The organism is Paraplanobispora takensis, assembly GCF_016863195.1.
GTDB lineage: Bacteria > Actinomycetota > Actinomycetes > Streptosporangiales > Streptosporangiaceae > Planobispora > Planobispora takensis.
The window spans coordinates 25,200-43,439 of record NZ_BOOK01000051.1 but is presented as its reverse complement, the minus strand read 5'-3'; the positions used below and the strand labels follow the sequence as shown (position 1 = coordinate 43,439).

Genomic DNA, 18,240 nt, shown 5'->3' with positions numbered 1-18,240 from the left:
TGTTTGTATTACGTCAGCTCTTGGCGGACATTGTCACGTCTTCGATCTCGACGGTTTTCTTCGGTGCCCCGGTGCCGTCCTGTCCGGGAGTGATGACACCACCCTTGTTCACCTTGTCGACGATCTCCAGGCCCTTGGTAACCGTACCGAACGGGGTGTAGTTCGCCGGCAGGGTCGTGTCGCCGTACACGATGAAGAACTGGCTGCCGTTGCTGTTGGGCCCGCTGTTGGCCATGGCCACCACGCCGCGGGTGTACTTGGCGCCTTCGAGGTTCTCGTCCACGAAGCGGTAGCCGGGGCCGCCCTGGCCGTCGGTCAGGCCCTTGCCGTCGGCCTTGGCCAGCGGGTCGCCGCACTGCAGGACCGGGAACTGCTCGGAGCCCAGACGGTGGCACTTGGAGCCGTCGAAGTAGTCCTTGCTCGCCAGATGCGCGAAGGAGCCGACCGTGCAGGGGGTCTTCTGGCCGTCCAGCTTGATGACGATGTCACCCTGGCTGGTCTTCAGCGTCATCGACTTGGCGGAGACGTCGAGCTTGGCCGGAGGCAGGCCGACGTCCTTGACCTGGCCGCTCTCCGCGGCGGTCACGTAGCCGCAGCCGCCGGTGGCCGGGTCGAAGGCCGCCGGTTCGGCGGTGGACTGGCTCGCGGAGGGCTCGGGCGTGACCGCGGCCTCCGTGTCCGAGGGGTCCGAGGACCCTCCGATCAGGGCCACCGCGGCGATGATTCCGCCCACGACCACCACGGTGCCCACGGTGCTACCGATGATCGCGTTGCGTTTGGCCTTGGCCTCGCGCTCCACGCGTCGCTGCATCTGCCGCTCGTAGTGCTCGCGCGCCAGCTGCTTCTGGCGGTCCTTGCCGCTCACCGCTTCGCCCTCCCGAGTGCCGGAGTATTACATATTGAGTGGGCGAATCGTATCGGCCACAGGGCGATGGTTCGCAGCCCGCCGACCCGCACCGGTACCCTTCGGTTACATTCCCATCCGCATTCTTGACGAGATCAGCTGAGGCAGATGCTCATCGCCGGCTTTCCCGCAGGGTCCTTCCAGACCAATTGCTATGTCGTCGCTCCCGCCGCGGGGGAGGAGTGCGTCATCGTCGATCCGGGGCAGAACGCCGTCGGCGATCTGGACGAGGTGCTGCGCGAGCATCGACTCAAGCCGGTCGCGGTGCTGGTCACCCACGGTCACATCGATCACATGTGGTCGGTCGCCCCGGTCTGCGGCGCGCGCGACGTGCCGGCCTGGATCCACCCCGAGGACCGCGATCTGCTCTCCGACCCGGGCAGGGGACTGTCGCTGACGACCCGGCAGCAGCTGTTCGGCGGGCTCACCTTCACCGAGCCCGACGACGTGCGCGAGCTGTCCGACGGCGCGGTGCTGAAGCTGGCGGGCATGGAGCTCACGGTCGACCACACTCCCGGCCATACCAGGGGGTCGGTGACGTTCAGGTTGCCCGCCACGGACGAGATCCCGGACGTGATGTTCTCGGGTGACCTGTTGTTCGCCGGCTCCATCGGCCGCACCGACCTTCCGGGCGGCGACTACCCGACGATCCTGCGCAGCCTGGCCGTCAAGTGCCTGCCGCTGCCGGACGACACGGTGGTCCTGCCCGGCCACGGACCACAGACCACGATCGGCCAGGAGCGCGCCACCAACCCGTATCTCGCGGAGGCGGCTCCCCACGCCGGTCCCAGCAGGGGACTTTAGAGAAATGAGCTTCCAGGCGCCCAAGGGCACCTTCGACTGGATCCCGCCGCGCTCCGAGCGGGTCCTCGCCATACGGGAGGCGCTCGCCGCTCCCGCCCGCCGCGCGGGCTACGGCTACATCGAGACACCGGTCTTCGAGGACACCGCGTTGTTCGCCCGCGGGGTGGGGGAGTCGACCGACATCGTCTCCAAGGAGATGTACACCTTCACCGACAAGGGCGGGCGCTCCATCACGCTGCGCCCGGAGGGCACCGCGTCGGTCGTGCGCGCGGTCCTGCAGCACGGCCTGCACAACGGGCAGCTCCCCGTCAAACTGTGGTACTCCGGCAGCCAGTTCCGCTACGAGCGCGCCCAGAAGGGCCGCTACCGCCACTTCTGGCAGGTCGGCGCCGAGGCCCTCGGCTCGGAGGATCCGGCGCTGGACGCCGAGCTGATCATCCTGGCCGCCGACGGTTACGCCGGGCTGGGCCTGACCGGGGTCCGGCTGCTGCTCAACACGCTGGGCTGCAAGGAGTGCCGTCCCGGCTACCGGGCCGCGCTCCAGGAGTTCCTGCGCGCGCTCGACCTCGACGAGGCCACCCGGGCCCGGATCGAGATCAATCCGTTGCGCGTGCTGGACGACAAGCGTTCGGAGGTGCAGGCCCAGCTGGCCGGCGCGCCGATGGTCGTCGACCACCTGTGCGGGGCGTGCAAGACCTACCACGAGGAGGTCCGCTCGCTGCTGACCGCCTCGGGCGTCGCCTTCACCGACGACCCGCGCCTGGTGCGCGGTCTCGACTACTACACGCGCACCACCTTCGAGTTCGTCCACGACGGGCTGGGCTCGCAGTCCGCGGTCGGCGGCGGCGGGCGCTACGACGGGCTGAGCGAGATGATCGGCGGTCCGTCGCTGCCGAGCGTCGGCTGGGCGCTCGGCGTGGATCGCACGCTCCTGGCGATGGAGGCCGAGGGCCTGCTTGCGGACGAGTCCGCCGGGGAACGTGTGCAGGTGTACGGTGTCCCGCTGGGCGAGGAAGCACGTCGCCGGATGTTCCTTCTGGTCACGCAACTGCGCCGGGCGGGCCTCGTCGCCGACATGTCGTTCGGGGGCAAGGGCCTCAAGGGAGCGATGAAGGGCGCCGACCGGTCGGGTGCCCGTTACGCGCTGGTCCTGGGCGAGCGCGACCTGGCGGCCCGCGCCGTACAGCTGAAAGACCTGACCACCGCAGAGCAGACCGAGGTGCCGTTGGCCGAGGTCGTCGACATTCTGAAGGGGAAGTTTTCGTGATCCGCACGCACACCGCCGGTTCGCTCCGCAAGGAGCACGCGGGTGAGCAGGTAACGCTGGCCGGATGGGTGGCACGCCGCCGCGACCACGGCGGCGTGGTCTTCATCGACCTGCGCGACGCCTCCGGCTCGGCCCAGGTGGTCTTCCGCGAGGAGGACGACGCGCACGGCCTGCGCGCCGAGTACTGCGTCAAGGTCGTCGGGGAGGTGCGGGTCCGCCCCGCGGGCAACGAGAACCCCGATCTGCCCACCGGTGAGATCGAGGTCGTCGCCTCCGAGGTCGAGGTGCTCAGCGAGTCGGCCCCGCTGCCGTTCCCGATCGAGGGCAACGCCGGTGTCTCGGAGGAGGCCCGGCTGAAGTACCGCTACCTCGACATCCGCCGCCAGCAGGTCGCCCAGGCGATGCGCGTGCGCTCCAAGGCCACCTACCTCGCCAACGAGGTGCTGAACGAGCACGGGTTCGTCTACGTCGAGACGCCGACGCTGACCCGCTCCACCCCCGAGGGCGCCCGCGACTTCCTGGTCCCGGTCCGCCTGCAGCCCGGCAACTGGTACGCCCTGCCCCAGTCGCCGCAGCTGTTCAAGCAGCTGCTGCAGGTGGCGGGCCTGGAGCGCTACTACCAGCTGGCCAAGTGCTACCGCGACGAGGACCTGCGCGCCGACCGGCAGCCGGAGTTCACCCAGATCGACCTCGAGATGTCCTTCGTGGACCAGGAGGACGTCATCGCCGTCGGCGAGGCGCTGATCGGGCGGATCTGGAAGGAGATCCTCGGCTACGAGATCCCTGCGCCGCTGCCCCGGATGACCTACGCCGACGCGATGGCCCGCTACGGCTCCGACAAGCCGGACCTGCGCTTCGGCCAGGAGCTCGTCGAGATGACGGAGTTCTTCGCCGAGACCACCTTCCGCGTCTTCCAGGCCCCGTACGTCGGCGCCGTGGTCATGCCGGGCGGCGCCTCCCAGACCCGCAAGGAGCTGGACGGCTGGCAGGAGTGGGCCAAGTCGCGCGGTGCCCGGGGCCTGGCCTACGTGCTGGTCGGCGAGGACGGCACGCTCGGCGGCCCGGTCGCCAAGAACCTGTCGGAGACCGAGACCGCGGGCCTGGCCGCCAAGGCCGGCGCCGAGCCCGGTGACGCGATCTTCTTCGCCGCCGGTGCGGCCGCCGCCTCCCGCGACCTGCTCGGCGCGGCCCGCCTGGAGATCGGCCGGCGCTGCGGCCTGATCGACGAGTCGCAGTGGAGCTTCCTGTGGGTCGTCGACGCGCCGATGTTCGAGCCCGTGCTCGACGACGCCGGCACCCAGATCGGCTGGACCGCGGTTCACCACCCGTTCACCGGTCCCAAGCCCGAGTGGGCCGACACCTTCCAGGACAGTCCGGGTGAGGCGCTGGCCTACGCCTACGACATGGTCTGCAACGGCATGGAGATCGGCGGCGGCTCGATCCGTATCCACCGCGCCGAGATGCAGCAGCGCGTCTTCGACGTGCTCGGCATCTCCAAGGAGGAGGCCGAGAGCAAGTTCGGCTTCCTGCTGGAGGCGTTCAAGTACGGCCCGCCGCCGCACGGCGGCATCGCCTACGGCTGGGACCGCATCTGCATGCTGCTGGCGGGCGGCGACTCGATCCGCGACGTCATCGCCTTCCCGAAGACGGCCTCCGGCTTCGACCCGCTGACCGGCGCGCCGACCCCGATCACCGGGGAGCAGCGCAAGGAGGCGGGCGTGGACGCCCAGCCAAAGGAGACGGGGCCCAAGGACGCGGAGCAGAAGGACGCGGCGGCCAAGCCCGCCAAGGCCTGACCCTCCCGCGGCAGGAGTACGGCGGAGCCCCGGCGAGCACCTCGCTCGCCGGGGCTCCGCCGCTTTCCGCGTCCCTCGCCGGCCCCGTGCCGATCCCGCGCTCTCCCGGCGTCTCCGCGGCTCGTACGGCGGGCCGTACGCCTTTAGAAACGCACCGGCAGCGCCTGCAGGCCGCGGATGATCGAACTGCTGCGCCAGCCGAGCTCCTCGACGGGGCGGTCCAGGGCGATGCCCGGCAGGCGGCGCAGCAGCGTCCCGAAGGCGATCAAGCCCTCCAGACGGGCCAGCGGGGCGCCCAGGCAGAAGTGGATGCCGTGGCCGAAGGCGACGTGGCGGACGTCGGCGCGGGTGATGTCGAGCGTGTCCGGGGCGTCGACCAGGGCGGGGTCGCGACCGGCCGCGCCGAGCGAGATCTGCACGATGCTGCCCTTGGGGACGGCGACGCCGGCGATCTCCATGTCCTCGGTGGCGAAGCGCAGGGTCGCCCGCTCCACCGGCCCGTCGTAGCGCAGGAACTCCTCGATCGCCGCCGGGATCAGCTCCGGCCTGTCCTGCAGGAGCCGGAGCTGGCCGGGATGGGTCAGCAGGGCCAGCATGCCGTTGCCGATGAGGTTGACCGTGGTCTCGTGCCCGGCGATGAGCAGCAGCGTGAGGGCGGCGATCAGTTCCTGGTCGCTCAGCAGGTCCTCCTCGTCGTGCGCGGTGACCAGCGCGCTGACCAGGTCGTCGCGGGGGTCGGCCCGGCGGGCGGCGGTGATCGCGCCGAAGTAGGCGTGGATGGCGGCGTTCACCTCGTCGCGGAGCCGGATCTCCTCGGCGGTGAACGCGGGGGTGAGCAGGATCGAGGACCAGCGGCGGAAGTCGTCGCGGTCCTCGGTGGGCACGCCCAGCAGCTCGCAGATCACGGTGACCGGCAGCGGGAAGGCGAAGTCGTCGATGAGCTCGGCCCGTCCCCGGGGCTCCATCGCGTCGACGAGCCCGTCGGTGATCTCCTGGATCCGGGGGCGCAGGCTCTCGGTGCGGCGCGGGGTGAACGCCTTGGTGACCAGCTTCCGCAGCCGGGTGTGGTCCGGCGGGTCGGCGTTGAGCATGTTCTCGGCCAGCGCCGGGTTGGTGCGGACCTCCTCCCGGTGGAAGAAGGCGGGGGCGTGACGGGACCCCTTGGCCAGCCGGGGGTCGTTCAGCGCCGCCCGGCCGTGCTCGTAGTCGATGACCAGGAACGCCGGGATGTCCGTCCCCGGGATGAACTCGACCGCGTGGACCGGCCCGCGCTCGCGCAGCGCGCCGTACTGGGTGTAGGGATCCCGGCTGAACTCCGGGCTGAACAGGAACTCGACCGGTAGCTTCTCCGTCGTCGGCTTGGACATGAGCGCCCCTCAGTGAGATGGATCATGGTTCCCTCTCCATCCAGCCTGTCCCCGGCCGCCCCGCGACCGGCGCTTTGTGATCGGTATCACACTCGGAGCCCCGGACACCCCCGGACGCCGGACACCCCGGCGGCAGATCGCCGCCGGGGTGTCCGATGAGCCCGCGTCAGGAGAGCTTGACGTCCTTGATGATGACCGGGATCTTGGGGGCGTTGGAGCCGCCGTCGCCGGTGATGTCCTCGGGGTTGGTGATCCAGCCGCCCGCGTAGACCTTCTCCAGGAGGTCCATGCCCTTGGAGACCGTGCCGAACGGCGTGTAGGCGGGCTGCAGCTGGGCGGTGTCGTCGGCCAGGGAGATCCAGAACTGGCTGCCGTTCTGGTTGCTGGCGTCGCCGGCCTGCGCCAGCGCGACCGTGCCCTTGGTGTACGGGATGCCGCCCAGGTTCTCGTCGTTGAAGACGTAGCCGGAGCTGCCCTGGCCGTCGGTGGGGTTCTTGCCGTCGGCCTTGGCCTGCGGGTCACCGCACTGCAGCAGGCCCAGGCCCGAGTTCTCGGGGGTGGCCAGGCGGTGGCAGCGGGTGTTGTCGTAGAAGTTCTTCTTGGCCAGGAAGGCCATGGAGTTCACCGTGCAGGGAGCCGCCTGGGTGGCCAGGTCGATCACGATGTCACCGTGGTTGGTGGTGATCGTCATGGTCTTCAGCTTCAGGTTCGGCTTCTTCGGCGGGTAGCCGACCTTCTTGGCCGGGCTGCCGCTGGTGTCCTCGCGGTATTCGCAGGAGACGGGCCCGGCGCTCACCGCGGTGCTGGGCGTCGGCTGGGCGGAGGCGGACGTGGAGACGCTCGGCGAGGGCTCCGAGGACGCCGCGACGTTCGCCGTGTCGCCGTCGTCGCCCCCCATCAGGACCGCCGCGGCGATCACGCCTCCGACCACGACGACCGCTCCGATGCCGGCCCCGACGAAGGTGTTCCGCTTGGCCTTCCTGGTCTCCTCGGCACGCTGGACCTGCCGCTCCTTGTGCTCCCGCGCCAGCTGGCTCTGGCGGTCTTCGCCGCTCACCGCTATGTCCTCCAGGATTACCGTTTCATGACTACTGACCCGGCGAAAGCGTACCGGCCCTGGAGTGTGCTGGATGTAAGTGGCGGAATCCTGCGTATGTGACAGGAGGGGGCCTGCGTATGTGACGGGAGGGGAGGAGCCGCAGATCTTTACAGATTTCAGAACCTCTTCGTGCTGAGATTCGTACTCGCTGAAGACGAACCCCGTAAGACCGGAGCACCACCATGTTCGACGAGATCCTGGGCCTTCCCGCCCACCCCCTGATCATCCACGCCACCGTGGTCATGACGCCGCTGCTGGCGGCCCTGGCCGCGGTCTACGCGCTGGCGCCGCGCACACGCGCCGCACTGGGCTGGGCGGTGCTGGGACTCGCGGTGATCACCCCGATCGCCACCCTGGCCGCCAGGCAGAGCGGCATCTCGCTCAAGGAGAACCGCTTCTCCTCCGCGCAGGGGGAGTTCGGGCAGCGCATCGCCGAGCACGAGGCCTTCGGCACGCCCCTGACGCTGGCCGTGGCCGCTCTCGGGCTGGTCTCCCTGGGCCTGATCTACGTGACCCGCGGTGAGAGGTTCGGCGGCCCGGTGCGCACGGTCGTCTCGGCGCTCACGGTGATCCTGGCCGCGGTGGCGGTCTACTACGTGATCAGGGCCGGGCACAGCGGGGCCGCGGCCGTCTGGACGAGCTGAGGCGTCCGCGGGGGGCGGTACTGTCGGGGGCGTGGACAGCCTGTTCGATTCGGCGGCCGAGGAGGCGCACCGGGGCCAGGAGCCCCTCGCGGTCCGGATGCGCCCCCGCGGGCTCGACGAGGTGATCGGCCAGCGGCACCTGCTCGGGCCGGGCACGCCGCTGCGCCGCCTGGTCGAGGCCGAGGCGCCGATGTCGCTGTTCCTGTGGGGACCGCCCGGCACGGGGAAGACCACCCTGGCCTACGTCGTGGCGGGCGTGACCCGGCGCCGCTTCGTCGAGGTCTCGGCGGTCTCGGCCGGGGTCAAGGAGGTCCGCGCCGCCATCGAGCAGGCCCGGCGCGAGCTGGGCATGTCCGGCCGCCAGACCGTGCTGTTCGTGGACGAGGTGCACCGCTTCAACAAGGCCCAGCAGGACGCGCTGCTGCCCGCGGTGGAGAACCGCTGGGTGACCTTCATCGGCGCCACCACGGAGAACCCCTTCTTCTCGGTCATCTCGCCGCTGCTGTCGCGCTCGCTGCTGCTGACCCTGGAGCCGCTGTCCGACGACGACGTCCGCACGGTCGTCGAGCGCGCCGTGGCCGATCCCCGCGGCCTGGACGGGAGGGTACGGCTGGCGCCCGAGGCGGCCGACCACCTCGTACGGCTCGCCGGGGGCGACGCCCGCCGGTCCCTGACCTATCTGGAGGCCGCCGCGCTCATCGCCGACGGCGAGATCACCGTCGAGGTGGTGGAGCGGGCCGTGGACAAGGCGGCCGTGCGCTACGACCGCCAGGGCGACCAGCACTACGACGTGATCAGCGGTTTCATCAAGAGCATGCGCGGCTCCGACGCCGACGCCGCCCTGCACTATCTGGCCCGGATGGTCGAGGCGGGGGAGGACCCCCGGTTCATCGCCCGCCGGATCGTGATCTTCGCCTCCGAGGACGTCGGCATGGCCGACCCGACCTGCCTGCAGGTCGCGGTGGCCGCGGCCCAGGCGGTGGAGTTCATCGGCCTGCCCGAGGGGCGGCTGAACCTCGCCCAGGCGGTCATCCACTGCGCGCTGGCCCCCAAGTCCAACGCCGTGATCACCGCCATCGGGGAGGCCGCCGCGGACGTGCGGCGCGGCGACATCGGCCAGGTGCCCGACCATCTGCGCGACGCCCACTACGCCGGGGCCAAGAAGCTCGGTCACGGCAAGGGCTACAAGTATCCCCACGATTTCGAGCACGGGCTGGTCCGCCAGGACTATCTCCCTGAGCCGCTGCGCGAGCGGCGTTACTACCGGCCCACCAGGCACGGCGCCGAGGCGGGTTTCTCCGATCGATGGTCCAGGATCCGCGCCTTCCTACGCGGCCTGCCGGGGGAGACGGGCAAGACGCGATAGGGTCGTGCCGTTCCGGCCGGGGTGATGTAGGGAGATTCGGCGCATGCTTACCGCGGGAGAGGTCGCCGGGCTGATCGCGGCCGTGGCCTGTGTGGTCCTGGTCTGCTTCATGATCATGGTTCTGGTCAAGCTGGCCCGGCTGGTCACCGAGACCACCAAGATGGTCTCCGACCTGAGCGACCGGGTCGTGCCGCTGCTGGAGGACGTGGCGGTCGCCGTCGGCGAGACCAACCGCCAGCTCGTCGCGGTGGAGGCCATCACCCGTGACATCAAGCAGATCAGCGGGCACGCGGCCAAGGTCAGCAACGTCACCCAGACGCTGGTCACCGGTCCGATGATCAAGGTCGCGGCGTTCGGCCACGGCCTGCGCCGGGCCGTGGGCGCCCGCTCCCGGGGCCGCTCCACCTCGCGCGTGCTGGAAAGGCGGCGGCGATGATCCGGCGGCTGTTCTACATGGGCCTGGGCGCCTTCGGCGCCGTGTGGGTCATGCGCAAGCTCCAGGCGCTGCACCCCAACCACGTGGCCCGCCGCGCCGTCCGCGGTGCCTCCGGCCTGCTGGAGCAGGCCAGGGACATCGCGGGGGACGCCCGCGATGTCGCGGCCAGGCGGGAAACGGAGTTGCGGTCCCGCTTCGGTCTCGACAGTGTGGAAAACACCTATCACTACGACGTAAAGGATGGCCGCTGACATGGAGTCGGCAGAGATCGCCCGCCGCTTCCTGCGCTTCTTCGAGGAGCGTGGGCACACCGTCGTGCCCTCGGCCAGCCTGATCGCCGAGGACCCGACGCTGCTTCTGGTCCCCGCGGGCATGGTCCCCTTCAAGCCCTACTTCCTCGGCCAGCGGAAGCCGCCGTACAAGCGGGCCGCCAGCGTGCAGAAGTGCGTGCGCACCCCGGACATCGACGAGGTCGGCAAGACCACCCGGCACGCCACGTTCTTCCAGATGCTCGGCAACTTCTCCTTCGGCGACTACTTCAAGGACCAGGCGATCCCGTTCGCCTGGGAGCTGCTGACCACCTCCGAGGCCGACGGGGGCTTCGGCTTCCCGGAGGAGCGGCTCTGGGTCACCGTCTACCACGACGACGACGAGGCCGCCGAGATCTGGCACAAGCGGGCCGGGGTCCCGCTGGAGCGCATCCAGCGCCGCGGCCTGGCCGACAACTACTGGCACATGGGCGTGCCGGGCCCCGGCGGGCCGTGCACCGAGATCTACTACGACCGCGGCCCCGAGTACGGCCGTGAGGGCGGTCCCGTCGCCGACGAGAACCGCTACCTCGAGGTCTGGAACAACGTCTTCATGCAGTTCCAGCTCGGCACGGTCCGCAGCAAGGTCGACTTCGACGTCGCCGGCGAGCTGCCGGCCAAGAGCGTCGACACCGGCATGGGCCTGGAGCGCATGGCCGCGATCCTGCAGGGCGTCGACAACATCTACGAGATCGACACCACCTACAAGATCCTCGACCGCGCCGCCGAGCTCACCAAGACCCGCTACGGCCGCGACGAGCGCTCCGACGTCAGCCTGCGCGTGGTCGCCGACCACGTCCGCACCAGCACCATGCTGGTCGCCGACGGCGTGCTGCCCGGCAACGAGGGCCGGGGCTACGTGCTGCGCCGCATCCTGCGCCGCTCGATCCGCAACCTGCGCCTGCTCGGCTCCGGCGAGGAGCGCTACATGCACGAGCTGACCGCCACCGCGATCGACGTGATGGGCGAGCTGTACCCCGAGCTCAAGGCCGACGCGCCGCAGATCCACGGGGTCGTCGACGCCGAGGAGGCGTCCTTCCTCGGCACCCTGCGCACCGGCACCGCGATCTTCGACGTGGCCGTGGAGGAGAGCAAGCGCAAGGGCCAGAGCGTGCTGGCCGGCGAGCAGGCCTTCCAGCTGCACGACACCTACGGCTTCCCGATCGACCTGACCCTGGAGATGGCCTCCGAGCAGGGCCTGAAGGTCGACGAGGAGGGCTTCCGCCGGCTGATGAAGGAGCAGCGCGACCGGGCCAAGGCCGACGCCGCCGCCAAGAAGACCGGCAACGCCGACATCTCGGTCTTCGGGCAGATCCTGGAGAAGGCCGGCAAGGTCGAGTTCCTCGGCTACGACCAGGTGAGCGCCGAGACGGAGGTCATCGGCCTGCTCGTCGACGGCGCCACGGTCCCCGCCGCGGGCGCCGGCAGCACGGTCGAGGTCGTGCTGGGCCGTACCCCCTTCTACGCCGAGGGCGGCGGCCAGCTCGCCGACCAGGGCGTCATCCGCACCTCCGGGGCCGAGATCGAGATCACGGACGTGCAGTCCCCGGTGTCGGGCGTCATCGTGCACCGCGGCAAGGTCCGCGCCGGCGAGGTCCGGGTGGGCGACCAGGCCGAGGCCGAGATCGACATCGAGCGTCGCCGCGCCATCTCCCGCAGCCACACCGCCACCCACCTGGTGCACCGCGGCTTCCGCAACGCGCTGGGCGAGACGGCGGCGCAGGCCGGCTCGGAGAACTCGCCCGGCCGCTTCCGCTTCGACTTCACCTCCGCCGGGGCCGTGCCGCCCAGCGTGCTGCGCGACGTCGAGGACGAGGTCAACGCCGTCCTGATCAACGACCTTCAGGTCAACGCCTTCCACACCTCCCAGGCCGAGGCCCGGGCGATGGGCGCGCTGGCCCTGTTCGGTGAGAAGTACGGCGACGTCGTGCGCATCGTCGAGGTCGGCGACTACTCCCGTGAGCTGTGCGGCGGCACCCACGTCAGCAACTCCGGCCAGCTCGGCCTGGTCAAGGTGCTGGGCGAGTCCTCGATCGGCGCCGGCGTGCGCCGGGTGGAGGCCCTGGTCGGCCTGGACGCCTTCCGCTTCCTGGCCCGCGAGAGCGTGCTCGTCGCCCAGCTGTCGGAGCAGCTCAAGGCGCGCCGCGAGGAGCTGCCCGAGCGCGTCGAGGGCATCGTCACCCGGCTGCGCACCGCCGAGAAGGAGCTGGAGCGCCTGCGCTCGGCCCAGGTGCTCGCGATCGCCGGCGAGCTGGCGTCGGGCGCCGAGGACGTGCACGGCGTCTCGGTCGTGACGCACCGCGCGCCCGACGGCACCTCCGCCGACGACCTGCGCAAGCTCGCCCTCGACGTGCGCGGGCGCTTCCCGGCCGGCCGCGCCGCTGCGGTCGTGGTCGCCGGCGTCCCCGGTGACCGGCCGGTGGTCGTCGCCGTGGTCAACGACGCGGGCCGGGAGCGCGGCCTGAAGGCGGGCAGCCTGGTCGGCGTCGCGGCCAAGGCCCTCGGCGGCGGCGGTGGCGGCAAGGACGACATCGCCCAGGGCGGCGGCGCCCGTCCCGAGGCGATCGGCGACGCTCTCGCCGCCGTCCGGCAGGCGATCTCCCCGACGTCGGCCTGACCCGTCCGGTTACCTGCCCGATGAAGGAGGACGCCCGTGAGCCCGGACCGGCTCACGGGCAGGGGGCGAAGACGATGAGGAACGGCACACGCCTGGGCGTGGACGTCGGCTCGGTCCGGATCGGCGTGGCCCGCAGCGACCCCTCGGGGCTGCTGGCCACACCGGTCGAGACCGTACGGCGCGGCAAGGGCGACCTGGAGCGGATCGCGCAGATCGCGGCCGAGCACGAGGCCATCGAGATCGTGGTCGGCCTGCCGACCTCGCTGTCCGGCCGCGAGGGGCAGGCGGCCGAGCTCGCCCGGGCCTTCGCGGCCCGCGTCGCGGCCCGGCTGGACCCGGTCCCGGTCCGGCTGTTCGACGAGCGGCTGACCACGGTCACCGCGCAGCAGAGTCTGCGGGCCAGCGGTGTGCGGGCGAAGAACCAGCGCGACGTGGTGGACCAGGCGGCGGCCGTGGTGCTGCTGCAGGCGGCCCTGGACGCCGAGCGGGCCACGGGGGCGCCGCCGGGACGGCCCGCCGTACCGCCGCCGGGCGACCGGCCCGGCCGGTGACCGGCGGATCGCGCCCCGGCCGTGGGAAAGATCACACGATTGCGGGAGAGAACCCGCTGGTCACCAGGTCGTTGCGCTGAACGCGCTGGTTGGCCCGGTTTGCCGTTGATAATTTGGAGCATAGAATCACGAAATTCACTGACAAAGAGAGTGAGTTTGTGACAATCCGGGAAGAGTCGAGCGACCACCGCGGGCGGATCTGATGCCCGGCGGAGGGCTCCCCGTCCCGTCACGCGAGGCGGTACGCCCCGGAGGACCGAGACCAGAGGCACGCGGCACCGGCACGTTTGCATCGGTGAACCCCCATGGTTTGGCACACTCTCTTGACGCCGGGCCGTCCGCACCGGGAGATTGGCCAGCGCATCTATGAACGATCTAGACATGGACTTCCTGGTCGGCGCCGACAACGACGATGGTCGAGCGAGGCGCGGATCCCGCGCGTCCTCGGGACGTGACGGCAGGCGTGGCCGCCGTCGCAGGCGCCGCCGCAACAAGGGCGGCTTCCTGGCCCCGATGCTGGCCGTCATCGTGCTGGTGGGCGGCCTCGGCGGAGCCGGTTACTACGGCTACACGTGGCTGCGCGGCGTGGTGACCGTCGAGGACTACACCGGTTCGGGCACCGGTGAGGTCACGGTGGAGATCAAGCAGGGGCAGAGCGCCTCCGACGTCGCCCGGACCCTGGAGGAGCAGGGCGTGGTCAAGAGCGCCCGCGCCTTCACCGAGGCCATCGCCGAGGCGGGCAAGAGCTCCTCCCTGCAGCCCGGCGTCTACACCCTGCGCAAGCAGATGTCGGCCGCCGCCGCCGTCGAGCTGCTCGACCCGAGCAAGCAGCTGCTGGACCGGGTCACCCTCAAGGAGGGGCTGCGCCTGTCCGACACCCTGAGCACCCTGGCCAAGGCGACCGGCAAGCCGCTCAAGGAGTTCCAGGCGGCGGCCAAGGACACCGCGGCCCTGGGCCTGCCCGCCTACGCCAAGGGCAGGCTGGAGGGCTACGCCTTCCCGGCCACCTACGACGTCACCCCCAAGATGTCGGCGGCCGACATCCTCACCGCGATGGTCGACCGCTTCAACCAGACCGCGGAGAAGGACCGGCTGGTGGCCGAGTCCAAGACGCTGGGCCGTACCCCCCACGAGATCATGATCATCGCCAGCATCGTGCAGGCCGAGTCCGGCAGCGTCGACGACATGGGCAAGATCGCGCGTGTGATCTACAACCGCCTCCAGGAGGGGCGGAAGCTGGAGATGGACAGCACGCTCTTCTACGGGCTCAACAGGTACGGCATCGCCGCGACCAACGCCGAGCTGGAGAGCAAGTCGCCCTACAACACCTACCGCAGGATCGGCCTGCCCCCCGGCCCGATCTCCAACCCCGGCGACCACGCCATCCAGGCCGCGCTCAAGCCGGCCAAGGGCGACTGGATCTGGTTCGTCACCACCGACCCCAGCCGGGGCATCACCAAGTTCGCCTCCACCGAGTCGGAGTTCCTCAGGCTCAAGGCCGAGTTCGAGAAGAACCGGGGCAACGGGTGAGCCGCGCCGCGGTTCTGGGCTCCCCGATCGCCCACTCGCTCTCGCCGTACCTGCACCGCGCCGCCTACCGGGCGCTCGGCCTGGACGACTGGAGCTACGAGGCGATCGAGTGCGAGGAGACCGGCCTGCCCGGTCTGCTCGGCGGGCTCGGCCCGGACTGGGCGGGGCTGTCGCTGACGATGCCGCTCAAGCGGGCCGTGCTGCCGCTGCTGGACACCGTCTCGGAGCCGGTCGTCGAGGTGGGCGGGGCCAACACCGTGGTCCTGCGCGACGGGGCCCGGCACGGCGAGAACACCGACGTCCACGGCATCGTGCGGGCGCTGACGGAGGCGGGCGCGGCCCGGCCCCGGTCGGCGGCGATCCTCGGCGGGGGCGCGACCGCCGCCTCCACCTTGGCGGCCCTGCGCGAACTGGGCCTGGGCGAGGCGACCCTGGTGGTGCGCGACCCGGGCAGGGCGGGGGAGACGGCCGAGGTGGCCGAGCGGCTGGGCACGGCCCTGACCGTGCAGACCTTCGACAAGATCGACACCGTTCTGGACGTCGACCTGGTCGTCTCGACCCTGCCCTCGGGCGCGGCCGACGGCTTCGCCGACCTGGTGGCCGGCCGGGTCCCGGTGGTCTTCGACGTCGTCTACGCCCCCTGGCCGACCCGCCTGGCCGGCGCCGTGGCGGAGGCGGGCGGGACCGTGGTCGGCGGCTTCCCGATGCTGCTGCACCAGGCGGTTCGGCAGGTCGAGCTGATGACCGGCCGGACCGACGTGCCGGTGGAGGCGATGCGCGCGGCCGGGGAGGCCGAGATCCTCCGACGGGCCGGCCGGACGAGCTGACCGCCCTTCACGCGTATCGCCCGGACGGGCCGATGCCCCTTCGCACGGTGGAGTCCGGCCGGTCTTCGGACGATCCGGCCGGGCTCCGGCCGTTGCTCAGGTGATCCGTTCGGGAGAGCCCGCGGTCCCCGAGCCGTACGGTGCGAAACCGCGCCTGGCGACGGTGAACACGACGGCCACGAGAAGTATCTGCAGCAGGGCGACGGGCCACCTGCCCTCCGCGGCGTAGCGGACCGGGTCGCCGCCGTACATCAGCAGCACCAGCGGGGCCAGGAGCGCCCCCGCCCGCAGCCCGGCGGGGGTGCGGCTGCCCGCCCCCCACGCCATGGCGATCAGTGCCGGCGCGACTATGCCGTAGAGATAGTCGTCCGGTGCCCACTCACCCGACACGGGCGCCAGGACGTGCGGCAGCACCGCCGCGGCCGCCAGCGTCACGGTGCAGGCCACGGCCCAGCGCAGCAGGACGCGCCGCCCGATCAGATCGAGGCCCGCACGGGGGCTGGGCGCGACGGTCAGCAGGAGGGCCACGAAGAATCCGGGTGAGGCGTCGAGCGCGTGGTCGGCGATGCCGGGCACGCCGCCGGGGAAGGCGCCCGTCCCCATCTCCTCGACGAGGAACGCCGTCGCCGTCACCTTCATCACGGTGTCGCCGACCGCCCAGATCCAGGCGCAGGCCACGGCGAGCCGGCGTGAACCGGCCAGCGCCAGCCCCAGGACCAGGGCGTAGGCCAGCTGCCAGGCCAGAGCGAGCAGCGAGTAGACGTCGACGGCCCACCCGGACGACCAGGCCAGCACGGCCAGGGGGATGGCCGACAGACCAAGATTCACAACGAGCAGGTACAGCGGGGCCAGGACGGCGGCGGCGTTCAGCGCGTCGCGCCAGTGCGGGACGGACTCGGGCCCGACGAACCGCCTGGCGCGTACGGCGATGCCGCCCCGGACGAGGTCGAAGGCGTCGCGGGGGTCGGGCAGCCTGCGGCCGGGCTCCGCCCCGGCCATGAGCACCCCGACCATCTCCTCCCCGTGCCGGGCCCGGTGGTCGGCGGGATACCAGCGCAGGAGGCCGCGGTAGCGGGTCTCCAGGGGACCGGCCCCGCCGGGCTCGGGACGCTCCCGGCCCATGCCGTCGTCCTCCCCGCGACCCGGGCGCTCCCGGCCCATGTCATCCTCCCCGCCGGGGCCGGGGTGCTCCCGGTCCATGCCGTCCTCCCCGCCGGGCGCTCCGGAGGGTGAGTGCTCTCGCGGGCTCATGCCGCACCTCCGGCGGAGAACCCCGGCAGGCGGCGGGCACCGGAGGGGCGGAAGGGGATCTGGAGGAAGACGGCGCCGCCGGCCAGGCGGGCGCGCAGCCGGGTGGCGGCGGCCTCGGCGTGCCGGCGCAGGCGCTCGGCCTCGGCGGCCAGCCGGGTGCCCCCCTCGTCGGTCAGCCGGTAGTAGCGGCGGACACGACCCTCCACGATCTCCTCCCGGTCGGTCGCGATGAGGCCCTCGGCCTGCAGCCGGTCCAGCGCGGCGTACAGGGTGCCCGCGCGCAGCCGTACCCGGCCGCCGGAGATCTCCCGCACGTCGGAGATCACCCCGTAGCCGTGCTGGGGGGCCGCGGCGAGGGCGGTCAGGATCAGGAACGTCGGCTCCTGCATCGAACGCTCGCTCATGTCATCTTTATATATCGATCATTTGCATATCGGCAAGGGATGATTCTGAGCCCGTTCCCCGTTGTGGTAACGTAGCTACTCGATCGGTCCGGCATGCCTGCCGGACGCGCAAGCGGAGGTTCCCCTCCCACCTGGTCGGCTATCAGTCGGCAGGTCAAGGATCACACCGGGTGAAACCGGGGAGCTTACGGCTTCGAGGTTGTGAGCTCAAGTGGCCCCGCATGCGCGACGTGCGGGGCAATTCGCGTTTCGCATCCGGTGAACGGATGCACCGGCGTGTGATCTCCCGGCACGATCGAGCACGTGGCAGCCGCCCCCAAGGGCGGCAGCGGATCGCAACCTAGGAGGCCCCATCAGCGCCGAGCCCCGCATCAACGACCGTATTCGTGTGCCCGAGGTCCGCCTCGTAGGCCCGAACGGCGAACAGGTGGGCATCGTCTCCATCGGCGATGCTCTGAAGCTGGCTCAGGAGGCCGACCTCGACCTCGTGGAGGTCGCGGCCACGGCTCGCCCGCCCGTGTGCAAGCTCATGGACTACGGCAAGTTCAAGTACGAGTCCGCCATGAAGGCACGCGAGGCGCGTCGCAACCAGGCGTACACGATCATCAAGGAGATCAAGCTCCGGCCGAAGATCGACCCGCACGACTACGAGACCAAGAAGGGTCACGTGGTGCGGTTCCTCAAGGCGGGGGACAAGGTCAAGGTCACCATCATGTTCCGCGGACGAGAGCAGTCCCGTCCCGAGCTGGGCTTCCGGCTCCTGCAGCGGCTGGCGGAGGACGTCACGGACCTCGGTTTCGTGGAGTCCCAGCCCAAGCAGGACGGCCGAAACATGATCATGGTGATCGGGCCGCACAAGAAGAAGGCCGAGGCCAAGGCCGAGAAGGCGGCGGCCAGGACGCGGCGCGACGAGGAGTCCGCGGAGCGTGAGACGCCGGTCGACACGGCTGTGGCCGACGAGGCGTCCGCTCCGCAGGAGTGACTCGCATAGCCTGAACGCTCAGGCAGCCGCGAGAAGAATCCGAGACCGGGTCCGGTCTCGCAGTCAGGCATGCCCTTGACTTGGGTT

17 protein-coding genes are annotated in these 18,240 nt (G+C 71.0%); 12 read left to right on the top strand and 5 right to left on the bottom strand.

Annotation, left to right across the window (positions count from 1 at the left end; genetic code table 11):
- Nucleotides 1-13: 13 nt before the first annotated feature.
- Nucleotides 14-865, bottom strand: coding sequence for a peptidylprolyl isomerase (locus tag Pta02_RS32320; RefSeq protein WP_203878780.1), 852 nt, complete (start codon nucleotides 863-865; stop codon nucleotides 14-16).
- 147 nt (nucleotides 866-1,012) lie between these two features.
- On the opposite strand from Pta02_RS32320, the gene Pta02_RS32315 reads away from it, so the two are divergent.
- The 3 genes from Pta02_RS32315 to aspS are packed head-to-tail and all read left to right on the top strand — an operon-like array spanning nucleotide 1,013 to nucleotide 4,771.
- Nucleotides 1,013-1,708, top strand: a complete 696-nt coding sequence (locus tag Pta02_RS32315; RefSeq protein WP_203878779.1) for an MBL fold metallo-hydrolase — start codon at nucleotides 1,013-1,015, stop codon at nucleotides 1,706-1,708.
- Nucleotides 1,709-1,712: 4 nt separating this feature from the next.
- Nucleotides 1,713-2,975, top strand: coding sequence for a histidine--tRNA ligase (gene hisS, locus Pta02_RS32310; protein ID WP_203878778.1), 1,263 nt, complete (start codon nucleotides 1,713-1,715; stop codon nucleotides 2,973-2,975).
- Nucleotides 2,972-4,771, top strand: coding sequence for an aspartate--tRNA ligase (gene aspS, locus Pta02_RS32305; protein WP_203878777.1), 1,800 nt, complete (start codon nucleotides 2,972-2,974; stop codon nucleotides 4,769-4,771). Before hisS ends, aspS begins: the two co-directional genes overlap by 4 nt.
- A 143-nt stretch (nucleotides 4,772-4,914) precedes the next feature.
- Here aspS and Pta02_RS32300 read toward each other — a convergent pair whose 3' ends face one another.
- The gene (locus Pta02_RS32300) at nucleotides 4,915-6,138 is read right to left on the bottom strand and encodes a cytochrome P450 family protein (RefSeq protein ID WP_203878776.1); all 1,224 of its coding nucleotides are present in this window, start codon (nucleotides 6,136-6,138) and stop codon (nucleotides 4,915-4,917) included.
- 166 nt (nucleotides 6,139-6,304) lie between these two features.
- Complete coding sequence (locus Pta02_RS32295) at nucleotides 6,305-7,195, bottom strand: peptidylprolyl isomerase (protein ID WP_203878775.1); 891 nt, start codon at nucleotides 7,193-7,195, stop codon at nucleotides 6,305-6,307.
- A gap of 224 nt (nucleotides 7,196-7,419) precedes the next feature.
- On the opposite strand from Pta02_RS32295, the gene Pta02_RS32290 reads away from it, so the two are divergent.
- From Pta02_RS32290 to Pta02_RS32255, 8 genes are all read left to right on the top strand, one after another.
- On the top strand, nucleotides 7,420-7,881 hold the full coding sequence (locus Pta02_RS32290) for a DUF2231 domain-containing protein (protein WP_203878774.1): 462 nt from the start codon (nucleotides 7,420-7,422) through the stop codon (nucleotides 7,879-7,881).
- 31 nt (nucleotides 7,882-7,912) lie between these two features.
- Nucleotides 7,913-9,247 carry a replication-associated recombination protein A gene (locus Pta02_RS32285; RefSeq protein ID WP_239131396.1) on the top strand — a complete coding sequence of 445 codons (1,335 nt, stop codon included), beginning with the start codon at nucleotides 7,913-7,915 and terminating at the stop codon, nucleotides 9,245-9,247.
- Nucleotides 9,248-9,290: 43 nt separating this feature from the next.
- Nucleotides 9,291-9,683, top strand: a complete 393-nt coding sequence (locus Pta02_RS32280) for a DUF948 domain-containing protein (protein ID WP_203878773.1) — start codon at nucleotides 9,291-9,293, stop codon at nucleotides 9,681-9,683.
- Nucleotides 9,680-9,934 (top strand): hypothetical protein, encoded by a 255-nt coding sequence (locus tag Pta02_RS32275; protein ID WP_203878772.1) that lies wholly within the window; start codon nucleotides 9,680-9,682, stop codon nucleotides 9,932-9,934. The genes Pta02_RS32280 and Pta02_RS32275 overlap by 4 nt, the downstream gene beginning before the upstream one ends.
- Nucleotide 9,935: 1 nt before the next feature.
- Nucleotides 9,936-12,608 carry an alanine--tRNA ligase gene (alaS, locus tag Pta02_RS32270; RefSeq protein ID WP_203878771.1) on the top strand — a complete coding sequence of 891 codons (2,673 nt, stop codon included), beginning with the start codon at nucleotides 9,936-9,938 and terminating at the stop codon, nucleotides 12,606-12,608.
- Nucleotides 12,609-12,682: 74 nt separating this feature from the next.
- Nucleotides 12,683-13,159 carry a Holliday junction resolvase RuvX gene (gene ruvX / locus Pta02_RS32265; protein ID WP_203878770.1) on the top strand — a complete coding sequence of 159 codons (477 nt, stop codon included), beginning with the start codon at nucleotides 12,683-12,685 and terminating at the stop codon, nucleotides 13,157-13,159.
- A gap of 381 nt (nucleotides 13,160-13,540) precedes the next feature.
- Nucleotides 13,541-14,689 (top strand): endolytic transglycosylase MltG, encoded by a 1,149-nt coding sequence (gene mltG, locus Pta02_RS32260; RefSeq protein WP_239131395.1) that lies wholly within the window; start codon nucleotides 13,541-13,543, stop codon nucleotides 14,687-14,689.
- A complete protein-coding gene (locus Pta02_RS32255; RefSeq protein WP_203878768.1) occupies nucleotides 14,686-15,516 on the top strand; it encodes a shikimate dehydrogenase in 831 nt (276 codons plus the stop codon). Before mltG ends, Pta02_RS32255 begins: the two co-directional genes overlap by 4 nt.
- Nucleotides 15,517-15,612: 96 nt before the next feature.
- On the opposite strand, the gene Pta02_RS32250 is transcribed toward Pta02_RS32255, so the two are convergent.
- Nucleotides 15,613-16,767, bottom strand: a complete 1,155-nt coding sequence (locus tag Pta02_RS32250; RefSeq protein ID WP_203878767.1) for a hypothetical protein — start codon at nucleotides 16,765-16,767, stop codon at nucleotides 15,613-15,615.
- Nucleotides 16,764-17,171, bottom strand: coding sequence for a PadR family transcriptional regulator (locus Pta02_RS32245; RefSeq protein WP_239131394.1), 408 nt, complete (start codon nucleotides 17,169-17,171; stop codon nucleotides 16,764-16,766). Before Pta02_RS32245 ends, Pta02_RS32250 begins: the two co-directional genes overlap by 4 nt.
- Nucleotides 17,172-17,523: 352 nt before the next feature.
- Between Pta02_RS32245 and infC the strand changes: the two genes are divergently transcribed.
- A complete protein-coding gene (gene infC, locus Pta02_RS32240; RefSeq protein WP_203878811.1) occupies nucleotides 17,524-18,153 on the top strand; it encodes a translation initiation factor IF-3 in 630 nt (209 codons plus the stop codon).
- Nucleotides 18,154-18,240: the final 87 nt, after the last annotated feature.